11 protein-coding genes and 1 riboswitch are annotated in these 16,378 nt (G+C 46.8%); of the genes, 9 read left to right on the plus strand and 2 right to left on the minus strand.

The window, feature by feature from the left end; genetic code table 11:
- The first annotated feature begins 69 nt into the window (after nt 1-69).
- The 4 genes from QFZ77_RS05585 (at nt 70) to QFZ77_RS05600 (ending at nt 4,443) form a co-directional block, all read left to right on the plus strand.
- Nucleotides 70-1,086 carry a hypothetical protein gene (locus tag QFZ77_RS05585; RefSeq protein ID WP_307437236.1) on the plus strand — a complete coding sequence of 339 codons (1,017 nt, stop codon included), beginning with the start codon at nt 70-72 and terminating at the stop codon, nt 1,084-1,086.
- A 43-nt stretch (nt 1,087-1,129) separates the two neighbouring features.
- Nucleotides 1,130-2,611, plus strand: a complete 1,482-nt coding sequence (locus QFZ77_RS05590) for a copper amine oxidase N-terminal domain-containing protein (protein WP_307437239.1) — start codon at nt 1,130-1,132, stop codon at nt 2,609-2,611.
- Between the two features lie 88 nt (nt 2,612-2,699).
- Entirely contained in the window at nt 2,700-3,623 is a 924-nt protein-coding gene (locus tag QFZ77_RS05595) for an FTR1 family iron permease (RefSeq protein ID WP_307437241.1), read from the plus strand.
- A 49-nt stretch (nt 3,624-3,672) separates the two neighbouring features.
- On the plus strand, nt 3,673-4,443 hold the full coding sequence (locus QFZ77_RS05600; RefSeq protein WP_307437244.1) for a Rossmann-fold NAD(P)-binding domain-containing protein: 771 nt from the start codon (nt 3,673-3,675) through the stop codon (nt 4,441-4,443).
- Between the two features lie 280 nt (nt 4,444-4,723).
- Here the strand turns inward: QFZ77_RS05600 and QFZ77_RS05605 are convergent, their stop codons facing one another.
- Together QFZ77_RS05605 and QFZ77_RS05610 are read right to left on the minus strand one after the other, a co-directional pair.
- Nucleotides 4,724-6,058, minus strand: coding sequence for a 5'-deoxyadenosine deaminase (locus tag QFZ77_RS05605; protein WP_307437246.1), 1,335 nt, complete (start codon nt 6,056-6,058; stop codon nt 4,724-4,726).
- Nucleotides 6,059-6,130: 72 nt separating this feature from the next.
- Nucleotides 6,131-6,230: riboswitch (purine riboswitch) on the minus strand.
- Between the two features lie 100 nt (nt 6,231-6,330).
- The gene (locus tag QFZ77_RS05610) at nt 6,331-8,439 is read right to left on the minus strand and encodes a multicopper oxidase family protein (protein WP_307437249.1); all 2,109 of its coding nucleotides are present in this window, start codon (nt 8,437-8,439) and stop codon (nt 6,331-6,333) included.
- A gap of 341 nt (nt 8,440-8,780) precedes the next feature.
- On the opposite strand from QFZ77_RS05610, the gene QFZ77_RS05615 reads away from it, so the two are divergent.
- The 5 genes from QFZ77_RS05615 (at nt 8,781) to QFZ77_RS05635 (ending at nt 16,328) form a co-directional block, all read left to right on the plus strand.
- Nucleotides 8,781-8,981: a cold-shock protein gene (locus QFZ77_RS05615; protein WP_029199448.1), complete on the plus strand. Its 201-nt coding sequence runs from the start codon at nt 8,781-8,783 to the stop codon at nt 8,979-8,981.
- 149 nt (nt 8,982-9,130) lie between these two features.
- The gene (locus QFZ77_RS05620; RefSeq protein ID WP_029199449.1) at nt 9,131-9,358 is read left to right on the plus strand and encodes a cold-shock protein; all 228 of its coding nucleotides are present in this window, start codon (nt 9,131-9,133) and stop codon (nt 9,356-9,358) included.
- Nucleotides 9,359-9,465: 107 nt separating this feature from the next.
- A complete protein-coding gene (locus QFZ77_RS05625) occupies nt 9,466-10,872 on the plus strand; it encodes a M23 family metallopeptidase (protein ID WP_307437256.1) in 1,407 nt (468 codons plus the stop codon).
- A gap of 261 nt (nt 10,873-11,133) precedes the next feature.
- A complete protein-coding gene (locus tag QFZ77_RS05630) occupies nt 11,134-13,293 on the plus strand; it encodes a heparinase II/III domain-containing protein (protein WP_307437259.1) in 2,160 nt (719 codons plus the stop codon).
- Between the two features lie 122 nt (nt 13,294-13,415).
- Nucleotides 13,416-16,328 carry a polysaccharide lyase family 8 super-sandwich domain-containing protein gene (locus QFZ77_RS05635; protein WP_307437264.1) on the plus strand — a complete coding sequence of 971 codons (2,913 nt, stop codon included), beginning with the start codon at nt 13,416-13,418 and terminating at the stop codon, nt 16,326-16,328.
- Nucleotides 16,329-16,378 lie beyond the last annotated feature (50 nt).

Here is a 16,378-nt window from a genome sequence, read left to right on the forward strand (position 1 = left end):
CATATATGGACAATGATTATCATTATCAATGACAACGAGATTCCAAACAATCATAACAGGGGTGAAGATATGAAACGATGGCTACTAGCCGGTATGACTTTTGTTCTAGCGGCATTGATTATCCTGCCGTCCTCCGCGCTGGCCTATTCGTATGGTGACGCCAATACAGAAGATGTCGCTGAAACATTTAAACTGGTGCAATCCAGTATTGGAGATGGGGCGAACGATTGGAACGCTGCGGAAGGCGCCTATAAGGAGAGAAGAGCAGAACTCGTATCGCACTTCGGCGAAGGAATAGGTGCCACGCTTGATGCTAATTTCCAGGCCAAAGATAGTAAATTAGTCATTGCTAATTTCAAAGCTGTCCTCGTAATGAACTTGGATCGTCGATTCACCTATGCTACTAAAGGCATTGATGATTATGCAGAGTCTAAACTCTTGCTAGCCAAAGCTAAGGCGACTTTTGACACATTAGAGCCTTATGTGGGAGCGGGTACGAGTGAAATTAATAAAGCTTTCGAAGCCGCGCTTGAAGCGCTAGGGAATCCTGGATTGTTCGGAGTAGGGAAGAAGGATGTACAGCCAGAGGTATTTAAGGAAAAGGTCAACTTTATCTACGGTAAAGTGAAACCGTTGTTCCCTTATACGGCTTACGTCAAACCTGCTGCTCCAAGTGAGTCTACCCCCGTTCCCAAGCCGCAGGCAACAACTGCACCGGTTAAGAACGAGGCAGTGGTCAAGACAGAACAACCAGTATCACCGGTTAAAGATGCTAAACCGACAGAATCAAAGGCACCGGATGCCGCTGCTGCAGTGGAGACGAAGTCGTCTGAGCCTTCTGCGACGGCTAGTGCTAGTCCAGCGCCAACCACGGATGCGGCTCAGCCTACAGCGACTGTAGAAGCGCCCGTTAAAGCAGCGGGTTCAGATGTTAAACAAGCTGATTCGGCAAAAGAAGCGTCCGCACATGCACCTATGGAGCGTTCCGATAAAACGAATCCTTTCATCAGCATAGCTGTTATCGGAGGGGTCATTGTTCTACTGGGTGGGGGCGTATGGTTCGCGCGTAAAAGAAAGTGGATTTAATAGTTAATATAAAAATATAAGATGAATAGAGGAGAAACTTATTATGCGTAAATTTTTAGCTGTTGCTTTAAGTGTTTCACTAGCTTTATCCAGCGTGGTTACGGTTACTTCCGTTGCTTTTGCAGAAAGTAAATTCCAAATCACAGAAGATCAAACGATCGCAGCAAAACTTCAATCTTTTACGGATATTAAAGCACTTTTTACAGACAAAACGGTACTTGCTGATGTTCAGAAATTATATGTAGATAAATTCCAAACGGATGTAAAACGTCTTGATGTGAACATCAAAGCAGATGATCCTAAAATCGATGCGAACATCACTCTTGTGTTGGACAGCGCGATTAAAGGCGATTTGCAAGTTGGCCAAGCGAAACAAGCTATAGACAAAGGCTTGCAATGGTATTTCTTCTTCGCACTTCGCGATCTGATGAGCAACCAAGTACGTCCAGCTATGACCAAAGGTGATGTTGCCGGAGCAAAAGCTGCCTTCGATAAAGCGGTTCAAATCTATGAAGGCGCGCTGCAACCAAACGTAGTGAAACGCGATGCCAAATATAGCTTGAATATGGAATCATTGTTGAAAACAACGATTGAACTTATCCAAAAAGATATTAAAGAGAATAACTTGAATGAATTCAATGTTCACCGTCAATTCTTAGACAAAACGTTGATCAAAAACTACACACTCGCTACTTTTACATACGCAGAAAGCATTGCTACTAAGGCTCCTGCTGATCAACCTGCAGCGATTACAGAAGGTTACTTCCTCTACATGCCGGTATACACATACCTCAGAGGCGGCAGTATCGCAGATGCTAACTTCGTGAGAGATGCGTTCGCATCCGGCGATGCAAGCAAAATCAAAAAAGATGAAATCCAAAATGCGTTACACCGCACAATGATCGGTAAAGTATCCGAATATGTGAAGCAAGCATTTACGAAGCTTGAAGCTGGGGACCTGCAAGGTGCACGCGGATATGCGGCAGAAGGCAACATGTTCCTTGCTAGCCAAGAAGTTTTCTTAGGTAAAGAGAAGTATGCGGCTGCTCTTGAAGTGGCAACGAAATTCTCCTCTGCTGTAGATGCATCTGATCTTGCAAATGCACAAGAGTATGGTTTCCAAGTTCTAGAGTTTCTGGTTGGCAAAGATGGTTCCAGTTTGAAAATTGGCAGCAAGGATTATCAAGTGGATGGAGCTGCTTTCACAGCTGAGAATGCCCCTTTCATTAACGTAGAAAGCAATCGCACATTGGTGCCGGTTCGTGTTATTGCACAAGCGATTCAAGCTCAAGTTGAATGGGTAGATGCAACGAAAACAGTTGTCATCACAAAAGATGGTAAGAAAACAGAAATTACATTAGGATCCGATCAAGTGGTAGAGAATGGTAAAGTGAATGACAAAGTCAAATTGGATCAACCCGTTATTATCGAAAACGGAAGCTCATTCATTCCATTGCGTGCTGTAGCTGAGTTATTCGGTAAACGTGTATTCTACCAAAATGGTGAAATTATCATTCTTCGTTAATCATTTCGTTCATAGCGAAGACACTTGTGCCCATAGGTGCAAGTGTCTTTCAGTATGGAGGAGCAAGGAAGAGAACAGGGGGCAGATTATGGATTTGCAGGCATTTCTCATTACGTTTCGTGAGGCGCTTGAGGCCATTCTCATTGTTGGTGTAATCGTTACGTATTTAACTCGTATTGATGCCGTACACTGGCATAAATGGGTATGGGTTGGTGTTTTTTTGGCTTTGATCGTTAGTTACGGCTTGGCTCTGGCTTTCCAGGTTTTATTGACCGGATTTGCCAGTATGGGCAGTCAAAACTACATGAAAATCGGTATCATGCTCGTCTCTTCCGGGCTGCTGACACATATGATTATGTTTATGGGCAAACAAAATAGCGAATTGCAAGGGAAGGTTCAAAGCAAGGTTGCACATATTCTAACCATTGGCGGCGCCATTAATATGGTCGTCCACTCGTTCTTAGTCGTTGTGCGCGAAGGCGTGGAGACGGTTTTCTTCTTTGCCGCAATTACGGGAGGAAACATACAGAAAGCACTCGAAAGCTGGGGAGCATTGGGTGGACTCATTCTGGCTGTTGTAATTGGCCTGCTTTTTTTCAAAGGGACGAAGAAAATTCGGTTAGGTACGTTTTTCCGCATTACAAGCGTATTTCTCATGATGATTTCTGCGGGTCTGTTCGTGCAAGCAATTGGAATCATGCAGGATTTGGGTATTATTGGAAGTTTATATCGGACAGCGGGACACCAAATCGGTGAAATATATAATATAACGGGATTTATGCCGGAACATCCAATTGATGGTGTGCAATATCTTCGTGACATGGGTAAAGAGCCGCTTATTAACGGCCAAGTCGGCATTTTCTTTAAAGCTTTTCTAGGCTATACGCAGAATCCTTCACTGGAGGAATTCGTCGGTTACTGGGGATACTACTTCTTGGTATTCATCTTGCTTGCCGTTCAGAAGAAGCGTCATGAACAGGAGCAGGTAGAAGAAGAGAAAGTGGCTGCGTGATAGCTGCAGTAGGAATTTCGAACGGCTAAGCATAAGGAGTGAGGACTGAATGACGATGAACATAGGAATTGTTGGATACGGTCATGTTGGGAAGGCAATACACGCTTTGTTTCCAAACGCTGCGGTTTATGATGCACCTATGCAGGTGGGCAGTCAAGCGGAGGTAAACAAAAGCGATGTCGTCTTCGTCTGTGTCCCGACTCCCTCACTCCCGAGCGGCAAATGTGATACGTCCATTGTTGAAGAAGTGATTACGTGGCTGACAGCTAAAGTCATTGTGATTCGCTCGACTGTTCCCGTAGGGTTCACCGACGCTATGAAGGAACGAACGGGGAAAAGAATCGTGTTCCAGCCGGAATACTATGGAGAAACCGTTGATCACCCCTTTTCGGATTTGCGTCATCGGACGTGGCTTACATTTGGAGGCGAATCTGAGGATGTTAGCCATGTGATCCGCGCCTATCAGCAAGTGTACAACGCAGAAGTGAGAATCCGACGGACGGATGCCCGCACAGCCGAAATGGCGAAGTATATGGAGAATTGCTTCCTTGCGCTTAAAGTGTCGTTTTGCAATGAGTTTTATGATATTGCCGGAGCACACGGGATTGATTACAATGAACTTCGGGAAGTTTGGCTCGAGGACCCGAGAATCGGCCGCAGCCATACCTTCGTGTATGAGGATAGTCGCGGGTACGGCGGGAAATGCTTGCCGAAGGATGTTCATGCGTTGATTAGCATGGCGGATGAGAAAGAAGTTAATGCCGATTTAATGAAGTCTGTTCAACGGAAAAATAGCGACCTTCGTGCTTCATTCGAGTGATCCTATAGTAAAGCCTCCATGTCCACGGATCGCTCGTGGGTTTGGAGGCTTTTTGGTCATATGCCGTCTTGAACCACTGTAATGGTGCTCGTATTTCCGACATAGATGCGGTTCGCTTCCTTCGGAAACCCCGACTAAAAAGTGGTTCGTGAGAGGATTGACGATCTCTCCCCCCACTAGTTGGAATTAGCTGATTATGCTGCAAAAGGCGAAGCAAAATAGCCCGCAGCCCAGCTAGCATAATGCTAGTTGGATTGCAGGCTTGTATGATAGCCGCCGCTTAGCGCAGGTTGGCGCGCTTGAGCAGCCGCTGGATGGAGCGGTTCGCTTCGGGCAGGACGATGTCCTTGTCGATCGTCCGCATGATACGGTTTTCCATGACGATACGACCGTTAATGATCGTCGTTTCTACGTCAGCTCGCGTCGCTGAGTAAACGATGCGAGAGATCGGATCCACGTCGAAGGACGGATACGTGTGGAAATTGTTGAGATCGAGAATGGCGAGGTCGGCCTTCTTGCCGACCTCGAGGCTGCCGATCTCCTTCTCCATGCCGACAGCGCGGGCTCCCCCGATGGTCGCCATGCGGAAGACCGTCTGCGCATTCATGGCCGTCGGCCCGTGTATCGGCTTCTGGATAAGCGCAGCCAAACGCATCTCGTTAAACATATCGAGATTATTATTGCACGGCGCGCCATCTGCTCCTAGGCTGACGGAGATATCGAGCTTCAGCATGTCGGGCGTCTCGGCAATGCCTGAAGCAAGCTTCAGGTTAGAGCCGGGACAATGGCTCACATGCACGCCCCGCTCATGGATGATGCGCTTCTCTTCCTCATCAAGCCAAATGCAGTGCGCCAGAATAAGCCGCTCATTCGCCAAACCGAGATGATCGAGATAGACGACATTGCGCATGCCAGTCTCGGCCTGCACAATTTCGATCTCGCCGAGATTCTCAGATGCGTGCGTGTGCACTTTCACTTGGTACTGCTCCGATAGGCTGCGGACCTCACGCAGCAGTTCTTCTGTACACGATATGACGAATCGTGGAGAGAACGCGTACTGGATGCGGCCATCGTCGTGTCCGTTCCATTTCTCCAATAAATCGACACTTTGCTTGAGCGATTCGGAGGTCTTCTCTTGCAAAGCAAAAGGAACCTCGTCCCCTTTGTCCATCATCACCTTGCCGGATAAAGCGCGCATGCCGCTCTCTGCAATAGCTTGAAAAGCAAAGTCGGTGTGATGCACCGTCTCCATATCGACGATCGTCGTTGTACCGCTTTGAATCAGTTCGCCGATCCCAAGCATGGCGGAATAATAGATCGATTCCTCGTCATGCGAGGCTTCAAGCGGCCATATCCGCTTTTTCAACCAATCCATTAATTCCAGATCGTCTCCCTTACCGCGGAATAGGGTTTGGCATAAATGAATATGGGTTTGAATGAAACCTGGAATGATCGTACGGTGCTTGGCGTCAATCACCTTATCCACCTGTGCAGGATTCAAATCCGGCCCAATTGCTGTAATTCGGTCGTTTTCGATGAAAATATCCCCTGTAATCATATCTCCATTGCGGTTCATAGTCACAATTTGCGCATCTTTAATTAGAATGGTTGTCATCGTTAAAAACCTCCTAGTCCTAGTATTGTATGAAGCAATGGACACAAAAAAACTAGCCATGAAAAATATGCCAAACATGCGCACATTTTTCGTAGCTAGAAATTTACGGTTTCTAAGTAGAGACCCTTAATCCAATTATTAAGGTTATACGAAATGGATAGTATTCAGTTCTCGCTTGCTTTCCTCTAGCGTAAACCGATACAGGTCATTTTGTCAACAGCCTATGTTACCTATCCTAACATCCCCTCCCTCTTTTATGAAAACAGAGTCAATCATTCTGGATGATTGATCGTACCGCTTCCTACTGAGAATGGCGTCATAACGCCTTCATACATAAGGTGCATTGTCATTCCTGCTGCAGCATGTACGAGGTTATGGCAATGATCCATCCATAGTCCAGGATTATTTGCAACGAAAGCCACTTCATAAGTTTCTCCTGGCAGTACAGCCAACGTATCGGACCACCAAGGGCTGCCCGTGGAAGGCTTACCATTGCGAGATAGCACCAGCACATGATGACCGTGTAAGTGCATCGGGTGGTCGACGTTTCCGCGGTTAACGATAGTTGTTTTGACCAGATCGCCTTCTTTCACCATTAGCATTGGTGTATTCGGGAATACTTCGCCATTCAATGTATAAAGGAAATCTAGATTACGATTATAGAACCCGAGTTTATTATCCAAGATCAAGGTGAAATTTCTGTCAAAACGGCTATTTGCATCAAAGGGTGTCGCAGTCGGGTCCCCATATTGAAGAGGATCGAAAGCGACCGTTTGAGGAAGCTCTGGAATTTCTCCCTTCCCATCCGGCGACATCAAGATGCCGCTGCTGCGGTTACCGCCAACATTCAGGTACACAGGACGCTCTGGCATGATGAACGTGATGTCATTCCGACCACCTGTAGCCACAACCAAATGCGTATTGGTCAATACACCTGGCTTATTCAGTTCCGTTCCATCAATCGCGGCCACCTCAAAATGAGTGCCGACAAGGGTATATTTTTGCTGCACCCAATCGTCCGTGTTAATAAGTCTCATGCGGACAGGCGTCCCTGGAGCAATTGTCATGCGTTCTAACTGATCTGACGCGCCAATGGCGAATGTATTGCCTTTCCAACGATGTGTCATGACCGTGATGTCCTTCACTTGCTGCAGGGTTTCCACCTTCGGTTCAACGATTAACGCTCCGAAAAGCCCCATGCTAACTGCTTCTTGTGAATCTTGATGGGAGTGATACCAGAAAGTGCCCACTTGCTCCGCACGGAAGCGATATGTGTAGATTTCGCCCGCCATAACGGCATTTTGCGTGGCTCCAGCAACGCCATCCTCGGCATTTGGTACATCCAAACCATGCCAATGAGCAGTAACACCATGTTCGATATCCTCATTGATCAAAGTGACCTCGATTAGCTCTCCCTTTTTCATACGCAGTTCCGGTCCTGGAATTTGCCCATTGTACGTCCAAGCATCCACGGTTTTGCCAGAGCTAAGTGTGACCGTCTTTTTTTGAGCTGTTAGTGTAAAATGGCGATCCGGCGTCCCTTCGCGCGGACCTGTAAGGTCAGCAACAGACACCATTTTGGCAGAGGAGCCGTTCATTCCCTCAATCCCGTGATTATGCGGACTCCTATTCGCCGTTACTGCCTGACCGCCATAATCGTGTGTTCCGCTCGCCATATCGATTTCCGCTGGTAATTGACTGTTGTTCATCGCCAACGTAAACAGATAATAGACAGATCCAGCCACAACAGCCATAACACCTACCATCGTTAAGGCGCGTTTCCAAAAGGTAGGAATGGCGTAAATTTCCATTTTACTTACCTGTTTGAAGCGAATCTGATGTCTCCACCAAAGTCCAACCGTTGCGAGTACAAAGGCAGCCAGAGGTATGGAGATTTCCAACCACCGAAATGGAACCGGAGGCACGAGTGAGAAATATAAAGCGGTTAACGCGCCTAGAGCCGTCATTTGAAAAGGAATAATGAGACCAGGGCTAGCAGCTCTATGGTAAATAGTTGGCTCTATTGCTGCACCAGGCTCGGCTAAGCTTTGCTTCGTTAAGGAACGCAATTTGATCAGTTTAGGAACTGATACGAACCATATGGTCAAAATAGGCAGAACTACCAGGGGCGCTTGAATAAACACGCGGTCTTGCCAGAAGACCGGATCCATGGATTGCTGCATCCAGACAATAGCTCCAATGATAGCAGCAGCAGGAATAGCCGGAAACCATGACCAGAAAAGCAGCTTGCTTGCTTTGCGGTGCATCCGTTCCAGACTCTGGTTATATAGTAATCGGGATGCTTTGACACTCCCTATCCAGGTGAAAATGACGAATAATAAACAAACAAACAGTATGATTTGAACACTTATGCTGTACACAATGAAAACCCTCCTAAGAATCGATAACTTCAGTATAGTTCCCTTGCTTAAAACGGCACACGGTCCAGAGGCTAAGTGAATACCTAGACTTAAGTAGGGGTTAAAAATACATCCGCTGCCATCCGCCCATTTTATGAGGAAAGCGGTTACTTTGTAATAAATTAACTGGAAATAGTTTGCGTTTTCAAGATAGGTATGGTATGATAAATCCAATCGACAAAAAGAACCTGAATTCACATATTGTAAAGGGTTTTCATTTTTGTTAGTGAACCTTTTGCAATGTGTGAATTTTTTCTCTTTGAAGAATAAAAACATGTTAATAATTTTTGGAGGTATTTCTCATGGCTACTGGTACAGTAAAATGGTTTAACGCAGAAAAAGGTTTCGGTTTCATCGAAGTTGAAGGCGGCAACGATGTATTCGTTCACTTCTCCGCAATCCAAGGCGACGGTTTCAAAACTTTGGACGAAGGCCAACACGTTGAGTTCAGCGTTGTTCAAGGCAACCGCGGACCACAAGCAGAAAACGTTGTAAAACTGTAATATAATTAAAAAGACTGCCTTTACTTGTGTAATGGCAGTCTTTTTCAATTTAGCTTATGAGGGCGAAGAACGTTTTGCAAATAGCAAAACGCTGCGTCAATGCTTACCAAGCTAGTTTTACTAACGTAAAACTCTAAGGAGGTTTATCCATGTATTCCAGAAAAAAGTCGCTTGAAGAGATGCCTCTAGAAAATGTGACGGTATGGTCTTGTGAAAAAGAAGGCTGTAAAGGCTGGATGCGAGATAATTTTGCATTCGATCACGTGCCGACTTGTCATTTATGTCAGTCCACTATGGTTCGAAGTGTCAAGTTACTTCCTTTAGTTAATAACACGAATACGGATCAGAAAGCGCTCAAAAAGGGCGTGCAAATTTAATATAACGAAACCCGGAGGCATGGATGTCTTCGGGTTTTTTGTGTTCCCATGTAAGAAGTAAGCATAGAAGAAATAACTCACTTGTAAGCAGGGGAGGAAAAATGTCAATGAAATCAAGAAAACGTCGTCAATGGCCGCTATTGGCCGGCGCCTGCTTACTTGCTACATGTGTGGTGATTTTAGTTGGTAAATCGCCTTTCAGCGCACCATTCTCTTGGAAAGACAATACGCCTGCTGTTGTAGTAGCAACACCGCTGCCAACGCCACCACCGCGAGAGGCTGTGGAATTCCGTATGCTCGACTTTGATCGCGGCTGGGTGAAATATGCAGATGGGATCGCTAGAACAGAGGATGGTGGCGCGCAGTGGCAAGAAGCGCTCGGAATAGACATCACTGCCGAGGAAGCAGGTGGCGCTTTGCCAACAGGCGGGCCGATAATTGAACTGCTTAGCCTAGAAGCAAGTTCAGGCTCGGCCGGTCAAGACAGCCCTAAACCGCTTACGGTCACAGTGGACAATGCCTCTTTTCAAGTGAAGCAATCGCAATTCCTGACGCCTCGCATCGGTTGGGTGCTTCTCGCCAGTACGAAGGATAGTAAAAACCCACTGCTCATCACAACAGATGGTGGACAGACCTGGGTGGACGGTATGACGGCAGAGGTCAAAGAGGCCATTCTGAAAGAGAAAAATCATCTGCAGCAATTGAAGATGGAATCGGCGCTCTACGGAACCAAGGAAGATGCCAAAGCAGTTATCGGTTCGAAGTGGAAGCTCGTTCCGGATAGCGCAGCGCCAGGAGATGTGGTGCTGGTGCGTCATAATGAACCTGGGAGTATCACTTGGTTGAATAAAACGTATACCCTGCAGCCTTACGGAACGGGATACTTTACGTATTTGCCGATTACGATGAGTGCAAAGCCGGGGAAATATCCGATCGGTGATCAGACACTAACCATTCAACCGAAGAAGTTCGAAACGCAGTATCTGAAGGTAACGGCTCAGATGGAAAGCATGAAGCAGGACACGGGGCGCATTGCAGCCGACCAGAAGAAGATTGATCTGGCGCGAAGTAAGTCCGAGCCGGAGTTTCTGTTCAGCGGGCCGTTCGTGCAGCCCGTCGAGGGGATTTTGACGACACCGTATGGGTACACCCGTTATGTGAACGGGAAATACGACAGCTCTCATCTAGCCATTGATCTGGCCGCGAAGGAAGGCACCCCGATCAAAGCTACGAACGACGGGGTAGTCGCGCTGGCGGAAACCCTGTATTTGACTGGCAATGCCATCTATATCGATCATGGGATGGGGCTTTTCTCGCAGTATGCCCATCTCTCGGAGCTGCGCGTGAAAACGGGTGATCGGGTCAAACAGGGCGATATCATTGGGCTTGTCGGCACGACCGGTTTCTCTACCGGGCCGCATTTGCACTTTACCTTTTGGGCGCACAATGTGCAGGTCAATCCGAACTTATTTTTTAATACGACACCGTTTCGCTGGGTTCAGCCGAAGGGGTAAATAGAAATAGGACACCGACTCTTAATATTAATAGAGAGTGTGGTGTCTTTTTTTGAAAGCTTAATCCAGCCCGTTGACAAGCTGCCTGATTAAGTTTATTTGTTGTGTTTACAAAATAGTTTATCCCTTACATATTTTATAATCGAATAGCCGCCCTTAATCGTTGTTATGACGCATTGCAGCTTTTTAATTGTTCAACTATTGTTAATTAAATGTGGAGTAGAAAATGATGAAACCGATCGTTTTATTAAGGGGGAACACATGAATACTACAAGAATGGACAGAGGCAAGCGTAACGCCAAACAACCTCAATTTCAGGCAGCTATGGCTAAAATGAGAAGGGACGCTGAAGAAGCGCTCTCTATCAGCTATAACATTACCGCGAATGAATGCGGTGACTGGGGTCATTACTACCATTGTCATCACGATGGAACGAGGCTTCAATTCGACTGGAAACTACCAAAGCAGCATCGTTGTCCTATTTGTGGGACAGTCTGGACAGGGGAACCATTTGATGCTGCATGGCAATCACATGTGCATGTACAGATCGGTCATGGTATCTATAGCCTTGGAATAATGTACGGAATAGACCCGCAAATAAGGTATGCCGAGAAAGCCAAATCGTTTTTGCTTGCTTATGCCGACCATTATTGTGGATACAAGCCACATGGTGACATCCCCTATAACGGACCAGGGAAGCTTTTCGCACAGACATTAGATGAGTCGCATTGGATTCTTGATCTAGTCGTCGGGTACGGCCTGCTGAGAGTGGTAATGGATCCTGAAGAAGATGAGCGTATTCGGGAAGGGCTGCTTCGGCCATGCGCGAACTTTCTAATCACCCACAAAGAGCAGCAAATCCACAATCATGCCTCTCTGATAACATCGGCTATTTGTTCGTTGGGGGTGATGCTGCAAGATGAGGATTTGCTGCGAAGCGGACTGGATGGCGAGTATGGGCTTATAGATCAAATCAATCGCGGCGCGCTGGGCGACGGTCTCTGGTATGAAGGGAATTTCAATTATCACTTCTATGCTTTTGAGTCGATATTGACGTACTGCTTCCTTGCTGAGGGTACGCAGTGGGATTTACGAAACCATCCAACATTAGTGAAAATGTTCGACTTCCCGCTCGCTTTCATTTTACCGAATGGCTCATTTCCGATGATGAACGATGCCTCTTCGCAGGGCACTATTAAGAGCTACGCGCGTTTTTATGAAATTGCACTAGATTGGCAAGATAAGCCCGAGTACCGAGCCTTACTGAAGACAGCCTACGGAATGACAGAAGCCGCATCCGTGCAAGTAATCGACTTTGAGCCGGGACTGCGAGATTCGGTCTATGCGATTTTGTATGGTCAAGATTTGACGGAACCGTCATCCTTTTTTGATTTTGTATCCATGCTTAGACAAAGCAGCTCTGCACCAGACAGCGGTCTGACGAAGCTGGTAAGAAAAGACGGCTTGCATGCGGTTGTCAAACACAGCAAGTTCGGCGGGGAACACGATCACATGGACCGTTTGGGCATATCGCTGGCTTACGGGAGTATTCCGCTCATGATCGACCCAGGTACGGTCGCTTACGGGGTTCCGGCTCACTATGCCTGGTTTAAGCATACGTATTCTCATAATACGGTGTGCATCGACGGTAAAGACCAGCCCCCGCAAGACGCGCGCATCATCCGATTTGAGGAGACAGCATGGGGAGTATGGGTGGAAACGGCAGTTGATTGGAAAGAGGACAGCTACACGATGAAAGACAAGATCATCCTCCCGCTAGAAATGTGCCCATGGGACGAAGAAGCCTACAGAGGTGCAGAGATTCGGCGTATCAACGTACTTACGGAACAGTATTTGCTCGATATTGTGAGGGTGACCGTACCTTCCGAACGTGAACTGGAACTGTTAGGTCACATCAGCGGGGAGATGCTTCATAACGATTCGCATTACTGGCAGTCGACTGATGAGCGTTTTAGCATACTCTCGCAAGATTTGTTCAAGGATAAGCAACACACAGTGATGCAATCGCCGCAATCATTTCGCTACAAGATGCGAAAGGGGGAACTTGAGCATTGGTGCTGGTGTTCACACCAAGTAGACCTATATACGGCCCGGACACCGGACAATCCGCCCCATCAACAGCGTCAATCCGTTATCCAAAAAGTGCGTACCGAGGGAACGGCTTTATTCGTACAAGCATTTATGTACAAGCAGGAAACGGTTGGCTCACGAGTTGCTTTGATAGAAGAAACAAGAGCGCTGGAGGTCATCGTGGACCAAAGTATTCAACATACCGACCCTGACCAGTCTGGTGCTAACCTTCATATTAAATTGGAATTTAACGGGAAAATTGATACGTATTTGCTCAGATGGTTACAATCTGGGGCCATATTGGATAAAGTTGGGGAAGAAATTCCCTGATAGTTGATTTCTCTCACCTTCAAAATCGTTTTCCCCCCTATTTTATTCATGAGAAACTGTATACGTTATTTGTGAGAAGCGGTTATTTGACCGCTATCCTACTCATGAATGGGGGAAAATGAATGAAACGCATGATCACGTCAGGTTTTCGCATGTTTCTCATCGCCTTATTGTTGTTTGGATTCACTTCATCATTATTTGCAGGACGGGTAGCGGCTGCTGACGAATACGACGTGTTGAGGCTCAAATGGAAGTCATATCTGCTCGGAGGTGACTATATTGCTTCCGATCCCGATATTTCCGTTATCTTGCAAACCCTTACATCGACTGCACAAGGATACTGGGACACAATGGACAAATCGGCTTCTCGCACTTATTTATGGAGTGACTTGAGCGATAGCATCGCTGGAACGGATTTGAATAAATCGAGTTTTATGGCAATTACTTATTCCCGTTTAGACGCCATGGCCAAAGCTTATTCGATGAACGGATCTTCCCTTTATCAGGAGACCACTCTTTTATCGGACATTATCGGCGGTCTCGACTGGATGTATGCCAATACATACAATGAGAACAAAACAAAATACGGGAACTGGTTTGATTGGGAAATCAATGTTCCCCTCACGCTTAATAATAGTACGATTCTGCTGTACGATAGCTTAACCTCCACGCAAAAAAACAATTACATGAACGCGATCAATAAATTCGCTCCTTCTGCGACGATAACGAACGGTACTACAGCAACAGGCGCGAACCGAGTGTGGAAAGCAACTGCCGTAGGCATTCGTGGCATCATCGTCAAAGATAGTGCAAGTATCGCTTCATCTCGCGACGCTTTGACCAACGTATTTGCAAATGTAACAAGCGGTGACGGATTCTACGATGACGGCTCGTTCATTCAACATACTTCCCATCCGTACACGGGAGGGTACGGCAAATCGCTGCTGCAGACGATTGTGCCTTTTGTTTATCTACTTAGCGGCTCATCTTGGGCTATCACAGCACCAGAATCCCAAAACTTATATAAATGGGTCTATGATTCCTTTGAGCCTCTCATGTATAAAGGGGCAATGATGGATATGTCCCGCAGCAGGGAGGCATCCCGGCGTACAGCACAGGATCATATGGTTGGCATGGAAGTCATGAAACCGATCATTCAGCTTGCTCAGTTTGCCCCGCTTTCTGATGCGAATAAACTTAAAAGTATGGTTAAGTACTGGATCCAATCGGATACTTATTATAACTTCTTTGCCAACGCTTCTATCTACCATGTAACACTTGCCAAACAGATCGTTAATGATTCGAGCGTTACAGCTCGGGGCGAACTTGTCATGAATAAACCGTTCCCCAGCATGGATCGCGCTGTTCATCTGCGTCCTGGGTTCGGTTTCGCACTTAGTATGTCGTCAAGCCGAATTTACAATTACGAGTCGATCAATAATGAAAATCTCAAAGGCTGGTACACAAGCGACGGTATGACTTATCTCTACAATAATGATTTGGGTCATTATAGTGATGAATATTGGGCGCTAGTCAATAAATATCGTCTACCGGGTACAACGGTCGATACACAAACCAGAGCAAATTCATCCGGACAAAGCTATAAGAGCAGCAAAAATTGGGTCGGAGGCACACAAGTGGCTAATAAGTATGGTGTTGCCGGCATGGAGTTGGATGCTTGGAGCAGCACGTTGAACGGCAAAAAGTCGTGGTTTATGTTTGACGATGAGATTGTCGCATTAGGTGCCGGTATTACGAGTACTGACAACAGGATGATTGAAACAACCATTGAGAATCGAAAAATAAATACAGCAGGCGACAATATGCTGACGGTCAACGGCGTGGCGAAACCTGCATTCTCCGGTTGGTCCGAAACGCTGAACGGCGTAAACTGGCTGCATATGGCCGGTAACGTGCCTGAATCCGATATCGGTTATTATTTCCCGACAGCATCAACGATCAAGGGGTTGCGCGAAGCGAGAACGGGCGCATGGAGCGATGTGAATACGTATGCCAAAACGATTGATTCCACCGTATTGACCAGGAATTTTCTGACTCTGTGGCAGGAACATGGGACAAATCCATCGAATGCGAGCTATGCGTACGTCATGCTCCCAAACAAAACAAGCGCCCAAGTCAGCGGCTATGCGGCGAATCCCGGCATCGCGATTCTGGAGAATTCTCCAGACGCGCAAGCGGTCAAAGATACGACAAGCCAAGCAGTTGGCGCCAACTTCTGGACGGACACGCTTAAGACGATTCAAGTTAACGGGTCACCGTTCTTGACAAGCAATAAGAAGGCTTCTGTAATGACGCTTGAAACGGCGAGCGATATCGAGGTTGGCGTTTCCGATCCGACACAAGCCAATACAGATACGATTCAACTGGAAATCAATCGAAGCGCCTCTGGCGAATTGATAGCTGATTCTGGTGTTACGGTGACACAGCTTAGCCCGACGATTAAGCTGACCGTCAATACAAATGGTTCCAAGGGAAGAACCTTTAAAGTCAAATTCAGTCTGGGAGCCGTCACTCAAACGCTCCTCTCACCAAATGCTGACGCTTATGTTAGGGATGGAAGCTATGCAGACACGAATTATGGAACAGTGCAGTCTTTGGTAACGAAGAAAAGTACTGCCGGCTATAACAGATACAGCTATCTTCGTTTTGATCTGTCATCTGTTTCAGGGGCGGTGAGCAGCGCCAAAATAAGGCTGATCCCCGTTGGAGTCGGCTCCGCGAGTACGACAAATCAGGCTGAGCTTGTCAGCGACGACACATGGATCGAGTCGTCTATCACATGGAACAACAAGCCGATTGGCAGCACATTGATTCGTTCGTGGTCTTCCATGGTTGTCGACACACCGGTCGACATCGATGTGACGGCACAGGTTCAAAGCGCCCTCGCTGGCTCTAAAATGATTTCCATTCGGGTAAATTCACCTACGGATGTTGGCAGTACTGGCGATATAACCTATGGTGCTCGGGAGAATGCAACAGAAACCAAACGTCCTGTTCTCGTCATTACACAATAGTTGAAATACACCACCGAACAAGTTGCTTTCCCTCGCTCTCACCTGGCGAA

The organism is Paenibacillus sp. V4I3 (genome assembly GCF_030817215.1).
Lineage (GTDB): Bacteria > Bacillota > Bacilli > Paenibacillales > NBRC-103111 > Paenibacillus_E.

What these genes read in the sequence shown, in the direction of transcription:
- QFZ77_RS05630 (WP_307437259.1), top strand. Translation starts at nt 11,134, where the DNA reads ATGAATACTACAAGAATGGACAGAGGCAAGCGTAACGCCAAACAACCT.
- QFZ77_RS05600 (WP_307437244.1), top strand. Translation starts at nt 3,673, where the DNA reads ATGACGATGAACATAGGAATTGTTGGATACGGTCATGTTGGGAAGGCA.
- QFZ77_RS05615 (WP_029199448.1), top strand. Translation starts at nt 8,781, where the DNA reads ATGGCTACTGGTACAGTAAAATGGTTTAACGCAGAAAAAGGTTTCGGT.
- QFZ77_RS05590 (WP_307437239.1), top strand. Translation starts at nt 1,130, where the DNA reads ATGCGTAAATTTTTAGCTGTTGCTTTAAGTGTTTCACTAGCTTTATCC.
- QFZ77_RS05625 (WP_307437256.1), top strand. Translation starts at nt 9,466, where the DNA reads ATGAAATCAAGAAAACGTCGTCAATGGCCGCTATTGGCCGGCGCCTGC.
- QFZ77_RS05585 (WP_307437236.1), top strand. Translation starts at nt 70, where the DNA reads ATGAAACGATGGCTACTAGCCGGTATGACTTTTGTTCTAGCGGCATTG.
- QFZ77_RS05605 (WP_307437246.1), bottom strand. Translation starts at nt 6,058, where the DNA reads ATGACAACCATTCTAATTAAAGATGCGCAAATTGTGACTATGAACCGC.
- QFZ77_RS05595 (WP_307437241.1), top strand. Translation starts at nt 2,700, where the DNA reads ATGGATTTGCAGGCATTTCTCATTACGTTTCGTGAGGCGCTTGAGGCC.
- QFZ77_RS05620 (WP_029199449.1), top strand. Translation starts at nt 9,131, where the DNA reads ATGTATTCCAGAAAAAAGTCGCTTGAAGAGATGCCTCTAGAAAATGTG.
- QFZ77_RS05635 (WP_307437264.1), top strand. Translation starts at nt 13,416, where the DNA reads ATGAAACGCATGATCACGTCAGGTTTTCGCATGTTTCTCATCGCCTTA.